3 protein-coding genes are annotated in these 8,702 nt (G+C 70.2%); 1 reads left to right on the forward strand and 2 read right to left on the reverse strand.

Features of this window, described 5'->3' with window-relative positions:
- Positions 1-1,803, reverse strand: a 1,803-nt coding sequence (pbpC, locus tag OS124_RS0121720; protein ID WP_010142116.1) for a penicillin-binding protein 1C, incomplete at its 3' end; no start/stop codon positions are given.
- The gene (locus OS124_RS0121725; RefSeq protein WP_010142117.1) at positions 1,800-7,280 is read right to left on the reverse strand and encodes an alpha-2-macroglobulin family protein; all 5,481 of its coding nucleotides are present in this window, start codon (positions 7,278-7,280) and stop codon (positions 1,800-1,802) included. The genes pbpC and OS124_RS0121725, both read right to left, overlap by 4 nt.
- Before the next feature lie 155 nt (positions 7,281-7,435).
- Between OS124_RS0121725 and OS124_RS0121730 the strand changes: the two genes are divergently transcribed.
- A partial coding sequence (locus tag OS124_RS0121730) for a histidine kinase dimerization/phospho-acceptor domain-containing protein (RefSeq protein WP_010142118.1) occupies positions 7,436-8,702 on the forward strand: 1,267 nt, incomplete at its 3' end.

Consider the following 8,702-nt stretch of genomic DNA (forward strand, 5'->3'; position numbering starts at 1 on the left):
GGAGTCACGCGGGGCGGCGCCCCGGCGGCGGAAGTGGCGCAGCGGCGGCGGCAACTCGGCATTGGAGACCAGCAGCACCTCGCGCGGCGGGGCGGGCAGTGGTTCGGTCGTCGGCGCGATGCGCTGAAAGGCGCGGAACAGCAGCGGCGCGGCGAGGTCGGCGCCGAAGGCCCCCGGCACCGGCGTGCCGTCCGGGCGCCCGATCCAGACCCCGACCACATGGGCGCCGTCAAAGCCGATGGCCCAGGCATCGCGGTGCCCGTAGGAGGTGCCGGTCTTCCAGGCGATCTCGCCGCGCGGACCGCCCTCGGGTGGGGTCAGACCGGCCAGGATATGCCCGACCTGCCAGGCCCCCGCCGCCGAGGTCAGGCGACCGGACGCTTCGGCATGGTCGCCCATACGCCAGTGCAGGGGCATCGCCTGCCCGCCCCGCGCCAGCCCGCCGTAGAGCCTCACCAGATCCTCCAGCGTCACCCCCAGCCCGCCAAGCGAGATGGCCAGCCCCGGCACCCCGCCGGGCAGCTCGGCCTCCACGCCGCCCCGCCGCAGCGCGGCCATGACATTGGCCGGGCCAAGCGCCTCGGTCAGCGAGACCACGGGCAGGTTCAGCGACAGCTGCAGCGCCTCGCGCACCGGCACCGGGCCGCGGAACTCGCCGTCGAAATTGACCGGCCGATAGCCCGAGAAATCGGTGGCGCGGTCGTCGATCATGGTCTCGGGATGGGCCAGCCCCCGGTCGAAGGCCAGCGCGTAGATCAGCGGTTTCAGCGTCGAGCCGGGCGAGCGCAGGGCCCGCGTCATGTCGACAAACCCCTGCCCCTGAGCGGAAAATCCGCGCGAACCGACAGAGGCCAGCATCGCCCCGCTGTGGTGGTCGGCGACAAGGATCGCCATCGACAGCTCCGACTGGCGGCCCTGCAGCGCTTCGGCGGCCAGGGTTTCCAGCTGCGCCTGCAACGCGGCATCCAGCGTCAGGTCATGGCGCAGGGTGTCGGGATCTTCCGCGCGGGCTCGATCCGTCAGGTGCGGCGCCAGCGCCGGGAAGGGTTTGCGCGCCCTTGGCACGGTGTCCAGACGTGCGGCGGCCGCGGTCTCGGCATCGATGACACCGGCCAGCACCATACGCTCCAGCACGCGGTCTCGGGCGGCCTGGGTGGCCAGCGGATCGCGGTCGGGACGGCGCGCCTCGGGGGATTGCGGCAGGGCGACCAGCAGCGCGGCCTCGGCGGGGGTCAGCCGCGTGGGCTCCTTGCCGAAATAGGCCAGGGTGGCGGCGCGGATCCCCTCGAGGTTGCCGCCCATGGGCGCCAGAGTCAGGTAGAGCGACAGGATCTGCGCCTTGCTCATCCGCCGTTCCAGCGCCAGCGCCAGGCGGGCCTGGCGCAGCTTGCCGGACCACGCCCCGGTGCCGCTGTGCTCCAGCAGGCGCGCGACCTGCATGGTCAGGGTCGAGCCGCCCGAGACCACCTCACCGTGCCGTAGCGCCTGCCAACCGGCGCGCAGGATGGCGCGGGGATCCACCCCCGCATGGTCCCCGAACCGCCGGTCCTCGTAGGCTTTCAGCATGGCCAGGTAAAGCGGGTCCACCCCGGCGCTGTCGAGGTCGAGCCGCCAGCGACCATCCTCGACCGTATAGGCCCGCAGCAGGGCCCCGTCCGCGGCCCGCATCTCGACAGAGCGGGCGGGGGACAGGGCGGGCAGTTCCGTCGCATCGACCCAGCGGTCCAGCCCGTCGCGGGCCATAGCGCCGCCCCAGAGGGCCAGCGCGAGCGCCAGCAGGCCTGAGGCGGCGCGGGACCTCATTCGACGACCGTGATCCGCGTCTCGCCGGTGTTGGCGCGGTACTGCGGCCGGTACATGTCTTCGACCGAGGCGGCGGGCAGCAGGTAGTCTCCGGGTGTCACCGCGCGCACCACATAGGCCAGCGTGAAGCTGTCGTCCGAGCGCCAGTCGACGGCCGCAAGAAAGCGGTCACTGCGGAACTCGGCCATCTCCGGGTAGGTGGTGTCGGCCCACTCCAGCTCTCCCATGTCGCCCGAACGTAGCAGGCTCGGGTTGTCGATCTGGAAGCCTGCCGGCAGCGGATCCGAAACCATCAGCCGAGCACCGGTCTTTTCGAAGGGTGTGACGCGCAGCATCGCCACCAGACGGGTGCCGACGGAAACCCCGTCGGGAGAGACCCGCTGACCCTCGGTGGTGTAGTAAGTCCGTTCGATGGCGTATCCATAGCCGCCCTGCTGCAACGGCCCCTCGGGCACGCCGATGGTGGTCAGGGTCAGGTCGGCCTGTGCCGCCCCCTCGTTGCGGATCGCCGCGGGCGTCAGGGCATTGCCGCGCAGGGTGCGGATCATCGGGCCGTCGACCAGCGCGCCATCGACCGAGAGGCCTGCCGTCGCCGGATCGCCGATCAGCGCATCGGCGGCCATCAGCGTCCAGGCGCTTTCCTGCGTCGAGAGCGGCCCCTCGACAGCCGAGAGCCGCGCCAGAAGCGCTTGCCGGTCGATGGCTTGCGAGCCCGCTTCAACGGCCAGCGTCAGCATCCCCGCCGCATCGCGCAGCGAGGTGCCGAAGTCGGCGCGGATCACCCGCTCGGCATCGGACAGCGCGGGCGCCAGTAGCGCCTGGGCGCGGGCGAACATGGCATCCGCGCGCGGCTGATCGCCGTACATCGCCAAGGCCGCGCCCAGCTGCGCCGCCGCCATCGGGGTGCCGAAGTCGCCCCCCTTCACATCCGCATAGTAGCGCAGATCGCCCATCGAGGCCTCGCCCTCGCGCGCCAGGACCATCAGCTGATAGGCCAGCGCCTCGCCGCCGCCGTTGATCTCGGCGGTGAAGTCGGGCGCATAGTTGACGAGGTTGCGCAGGTTCTCGACCGCGCGGGTGAAGGCCTGGTCCGGCACCTCGTAGCCCGCCAGCCGGGCCCGCGACAGGAAGTCGGTCACATAGGCATCCAGCCAGGAGGTGCCGCCGCCGCCCGACCACAGCCGGAAGGCGCCATCGGCGCGCTGACGCGCCAGCACCTGGTCGATGGCCAGCTCCATACGCTCGCGCACCTTCGCCTGGGTGACGAGGCCCATGCTTTCGGCCACCGGCGCCAGCGACAGCAGCGGCATGGCCTTCGAGGTGATCTGCTCGGTACAGCCGTAGGGATAGCGGTCGAGCACCGAGAGCACGCCCGGCACGTCCAGACGCGCCAGCGGCCCGGCCGAGATCACCGCGTGGGCGGTGTCGGTGTCGAAGCCGTCGAAGGCCTCGCCATCCAGGGTGAAGGTCGCGCCGGGCGCCAGGGCGAAGCGTTGCGTGCGCGAAACCTCGGGCGTGTTGCGCCGCACCGGCAGGGTCAGCGCCCGGGTCAGAACGGTGCCGTCCGGCGTGGTCAGCGAGACCTCGACCGGGTAGTCGCCGACCGCCCCGGCCGAGACCGGCACCCGGAAGCGCGCGCTTTCCTGCTGACCCAGGTCGAAGCCGCCGGGCAATGCGCCCAGCTCAAGCCCCGGGGCCGAGACGGCAACCTGCATCCGGCCTGTCGGCCCTTCCGTATGGGTCACTTCCAGCAACAGGCTGGAGCGATCCCCCGGCGCCAGGAAGTTGGGCAGCGAGGCGGTGACGACCACCGGGTCGCGCACCAGCAGATCCTGGCTGGCGGCGCCGACGCCGGTCTTGCTCCAGGCGATGGCGACGAGGCGCAGGGTGCCGTTGAAGGCGGGGATGTCGAAGGTGCCGGCGGCCTTGCCCTCGGCATCGACAGGGATCGGCCCCGAGAACCATGTCACCAGCTCTTCCGTCGGCGGCGGTGAGGCGAAACCGCCACCGCCCGCCGCGTCCCCGCCCGAGCGGATGCGCCCCATCTCGCCCTGCCCGGGGTCGATCAGGCGACCGTAGAGATCGCGGATCTCCATGCCCAGACGGCGCTGGCCGAAGTAGTGGCCCTGCGGGTCGGGCACCTTGAAGTTGGTCAGGTTGAGAATGCCCAGATCGACCGCGGCGAGGGTCACATAGGCCTGCTCGCCCTCGGTGACGCCCGAGACCTGCACCTCGGCGGTGAAGGGGGCGCGGGGATCGGCCCGTTCGGCGCTGGTGAAGCTGGCGCTGAGCGCCTTCGCCCCGGGATCCACCGCCGTATAGTCCAGACCGAGCGCGCGGGCCGGGTTATGCCCCGCCGCGAGGTCCATCGGGCGCAGTACGGTGGCGGTGACATAGGCGCCGGCGCCCCAGTCCTCGGTGACCTCCAGCGGCACGATGTTCTCGCCCTCGCTGACCTCGACGACCTGCATATCGATCAGCCGGTTGGACATGACCGAGACCAGCGCCGTGCCCGCGTAGCGCGGCACCAGGCGCAGCTCTGCGGTATCGCCGGGGCGGTAGCTTTCGGCGTCCAGGGACAGTTCCAGCGTGTCGGGCGTGGCCGAGGTGTCGGCGGGAACATACCAGCCCGCATAGAACTCCATCGAGGCGGCGGTGCGGTCATCCGTGGTGCTCTCGACAACCAGCTCGTAGCGGCCCCAGTCGACCGGGGCCGAGACCGTGACCGGATCGGCGCCAAGCTGCGCGATGCCCGAGGCGACCTCGGTGCGGGTGGTGAAGCTCTCCCACTCCCAGTTGCCCCACTGGTTGTACCATTGGTAACGGGTGGTGACGCGGTTTAGGCGCCAGGCGACTTCGGTCTCGGCCGGTTGCAGCGCCGGGTCCAGGGCGATCAGACGGAAGGCGGCCTCGGTGCCCTCGGGGACCACGTCGTCGAACTCGGGGCGGATGCCGAGGAAGGGTTCGGCTGGCAGGACGGTTTCGCTCAGCCGCCGCTCGATCGGGCGGCCCGAACCTTCCAGCACCTGGGTCGTCAGGGTCATCTGCATCGGCATCGGCACGTCCTGCCGGTAGTCCTCGAAGAGCACCGGCAGCTCGACCCGCCCCTGCGGGTTCGTGGTCACCTGGTCGAAATAGAAGCGCTGGCGTTCGGTCTCGGCGTCATGACGACCGAAGCGATAGCCCGGGAAGGCCTCCAGCCGCGAGGCGGATTCCAGCAGGTAGCTGCCCGAGACGGCCAGGTCGGCCGCCGGCGCCCCGAAGAGGTAACGCGCCTCGACCGACAGCCCGCGCGCGTCCAGCAGCGTCATCGTGCCATCGCCCGACAGCGACAGCTCGGCGTCGATGCGTTCGGGAAGGAAGTCCTCGACCAGCACCGTGTCCGAGGCCAGCGCGGGCGCATCCAGATCCGACTTCAGCGCGATCCGCCACGAGCCGCGCGGCACCGTGGTGCCCACCGGGAAGGCGAAGACATAGCCGCCAGCATCGCCAGACGTCACTGTCTTGCGGGCATATTCCACGCCGTCGGGGCGGGTCAGGATGGCGGTGACGGGCAGGTCCGGGATCGCCTCGGCGGTGCCGTTGCGGGCCAGGGCGGTGATGTGGATCACCTCTCCGGCGCGATAGGCGCCCCGGTCGGTGGCCAGGAACATGTCGATGGCGCCGGCGGGCTCACGCCCCGCGACGCCCCGGTCCGACAGGTCGAAGGCCGGGTCGCTGAGCGCCAGGAAGGACATGTCCTCGGCCCCGTTGCGCGCCACCAGCAGGGCGGGTGCGCCGCCGCCGGTGCCCCGGGTCAGGCCGGGGGCGAAACGGGCATAGCCCTGCGCATCGGTCTGCGTCGTGCCCAGCACCGCGTTGGCCGCCGACAGCAGCGTCAGCTCGACCCCCGCGCGCGCCCCGGCATCGCCGAGGCCACGCACCACGGCGTGCAGACCATCCGTGCCCGAATAGGTCGACAGGCCAAGATCGGTCAGCACGAACCACTGGGTCGCGGCGGGGTAGTCGTATTCGTCTTTTCCCGGCACCCGGGCGCGCAGGGCATAGACGCCCGGCACCTGCCCTTCCAGCGCGCTGTCCATGGGCAGGCGGGTGGTGACCTCCTGGTTGCGGTCCTTGCGCACCTCGCCCTCGCCCTGCCAGATCTGCGTGGCAAGCTGGGTCGAGAACTCCTCCAGCTCCCACTCGGACACCTGACGGTTGAACATCTGGTCCTGGATGGCGCGGATCAGGTTGCGGTCGGTGACCTTGTAGAGCGTGATATCCACCCGGTCGATGTTCACCGTCTCGATCGGCAGCGCTGCCCCGGCCCCCGAGGCCAGCACGTAGCCACGCCCGGGGAAACGGACCTGCGGATCGCGGTCGGGGATCGAGATGCGCAGCTCGACGTCCCTGGCCAGCACCTCGCCGGACCGGGCGGGCAGGCCCTTGCGGAAGGTCACGGTGTAGCCCTCGCCATGGGCGCCGCCGATGACGCAGAGCCGGTTGCCCTGTGGCTCGACCGCCATGCCGGGATCCGGCAGGCGCAGGTAGTCGGCGTAATCGACCCCCTTGGCCAGCGGCGCCGAGAAATCGACGCAGGTGCGCGGCAGGGCGGCGTTGTGCTCGACCTCGTGCTCTTCGATGCGGAAGCCATAGAGAGAGGCGGCGCGGTCACGCAGCTCGGCGATCTCGCGGCGCGGTGACAGCTCGGTGGCGAGACGCAGTGCCGGGATCATCGCCGGCCCGCGGTCACTGTCCTCGAAGGCCTGGGCCATGACGAAGAGCGCCTCGGCGCGGTCGGCATCGGTTTCGGCCCGCAGGTAGGCGTTGATCGCGGCCGGCAGCGCACGGCGGTGATAGGTGGCGACGCGGTTGCCGTCCTCGCCCTGCACCTGGCGCAGGATATCGGAATAAAGCGCCCAGTCATCGCTGCGATCCGAGGCGGCGGCGGCCGCCCCGGCATAGGGCGCGGCAAGCAGGAATTCGCCGGTCCGCATGCGATCCAGCGCGCTGCTGCGCAGCGACGCGGCCTCGGCATCGCCCGCCGTATGGAAGAACGAGATTCGCTGCGCCACGTCGCGCGCCGTGGCGATCAGCGACGCGTCGACGAAATCGGCGATCTCGAAGCCCCGGTCAGCGGCCAGGTCCCGTGCCGATTGCGGCACCGGGATGACCCGCGCCGAGAAGGCACCGTCATAGCCGACACTGTCGCGGATCGAGGACTTGGGGAAGCAGGAGTTGTTGCGCTGGTTGAAGGTCAGCCCGACGCAGTTGTCATCGGCCAGGCAGGCGTTCCGGCAGGCCTCGACGGTGGTATCCAGCAGCTGTTGCAGGTCCGTGCCGGAGAAATCCGTATCCGAGAAGACCTGCAGCCGCTTCGTCGGCATGTAGGTGTCTTCCTGCGCCAGCAGCGGCGGGGCAGAGACCCCCAGCACCAGGGAGGCAAGGCCGGCGGCAACAGCCCCCCGAAGGGGGCTCAACTGGAAACGGATCATCGGAAATCTCCTGCACTATGGGGCGAGGGTGCCTCCGGCCCCGGCAAAGGGCAAGCATTCCCTCCGAACGCCTGCGGATCTAAACGGATTCTTCATCTATCCCCGCCCAGTCTCGCCGGGGGCCGAAGGACGCGGCCCGCAACGGAGAACCGGCGATGAGCCTGGCTGGCAAACTGGCGGAAGAGCGCCGCGCGCGCCTTGCCGCCGAACGATTGCTCGAGCTGAAACAGGCCGAACTGCATGCTGCCAATCGCAAGCTTGGGCGGCACGCGAAACTGTTGTCGGACCAGATCCACGAAAAGCGCGCCGAGGTCGAAACGGTGCTGAGCGCACATGAGAAGGTGAAATCCGATCTCGACGTGGCGCAGCAGCGCATCGCGGTGGCCGAACGGCGGCTCTGGCTGTCGATCGAGACGATCCCCGACGGCTTCGCCTTCTGGGATGCCGACGGCCGGATGATCGCCGCCAACCGCGCCTGGATCAGGGTCTTCGACGGGCTGGAGGAAATCACGCCGGGCGTCACCTACATGCGCACCCTGCAACTGGCCACCGACGAGGGGGTGATCGACATCGGCGACACCCCTCCGGCCCAGTGGCGGCGCGAGATGCTGACCCGCTGGCAGGCCGGCAACCCGGAGCCCCGGGTGATCCGGCTGTGGAACGGGCAATACGTGCGCCTGATGGATCAGCGCGGCCACGAGGGCGACATCGTCAGCCTGGCGCTCAACATCACCTCGGCGGTGCGCTACGAACGCCGGCTGCGTGAGGCGCGCCAGAAGGCCGAGGCTGCGAACCGCGCCAAGTCGACCTTCCTCGCCAACATGAGCCACGAGATCCGCACCCCGATGAACGGCGTCGTCGGCATGGCCGACCTGCTGAACGACACCGTGCTGACCGAGGAACAGCGCCTCTACGCGGAAACCATCCGCTCGTCCGGCGAGGCGCTGCTGGTGATCATCAACGACGTGCTCGACTATTCCAAGATCGAGGCCGAGCGGCTGCAACTGCACCCGGTGCCCTTCGATCTCGAGCGCTGCATCCACGAGGTCGTGCTGCTGCTGCGCCCCACGGCGAAGGAAAAGGGGCTGGCGCTGCTGATCGACTACGACCTGTTCACGCCGACGGGGTTCATCGGCGACCCCGGCCGCATCCGCCAAGTGCTGACCAACCTCGTCGGCAACGCGGTGAAGTTCACCGCCCATGGCCATGTGCTGATCCGTGTCGTGGGCCTGCCGCGCAGCGACAGCGACTCGGTCAGCGTGACGGTCACGGTCGAGGATACCGGCATCGGCATCGCCCCGGACAAGGCACAGATCATCTTCGGCGAGTTCAACCAGGCCGACACCGACAGCTCGCGCCAGTTCGAGGGCACCGGACTGGGGCTGGCGATCTCGGAGCGGCTGATCAAGCTGATGGGCGGCA

The sequence above is a fragment of the Oceanicola sp. S124 genome (assembly GCF_000220565.1).
Taxonomy (GTDB): domain Bacteria; phylum Pseudomonadota; class Alphaproteobacteria; order Rhodobacterales; family Rhodobacteraceae; genus Pseudooceanicola.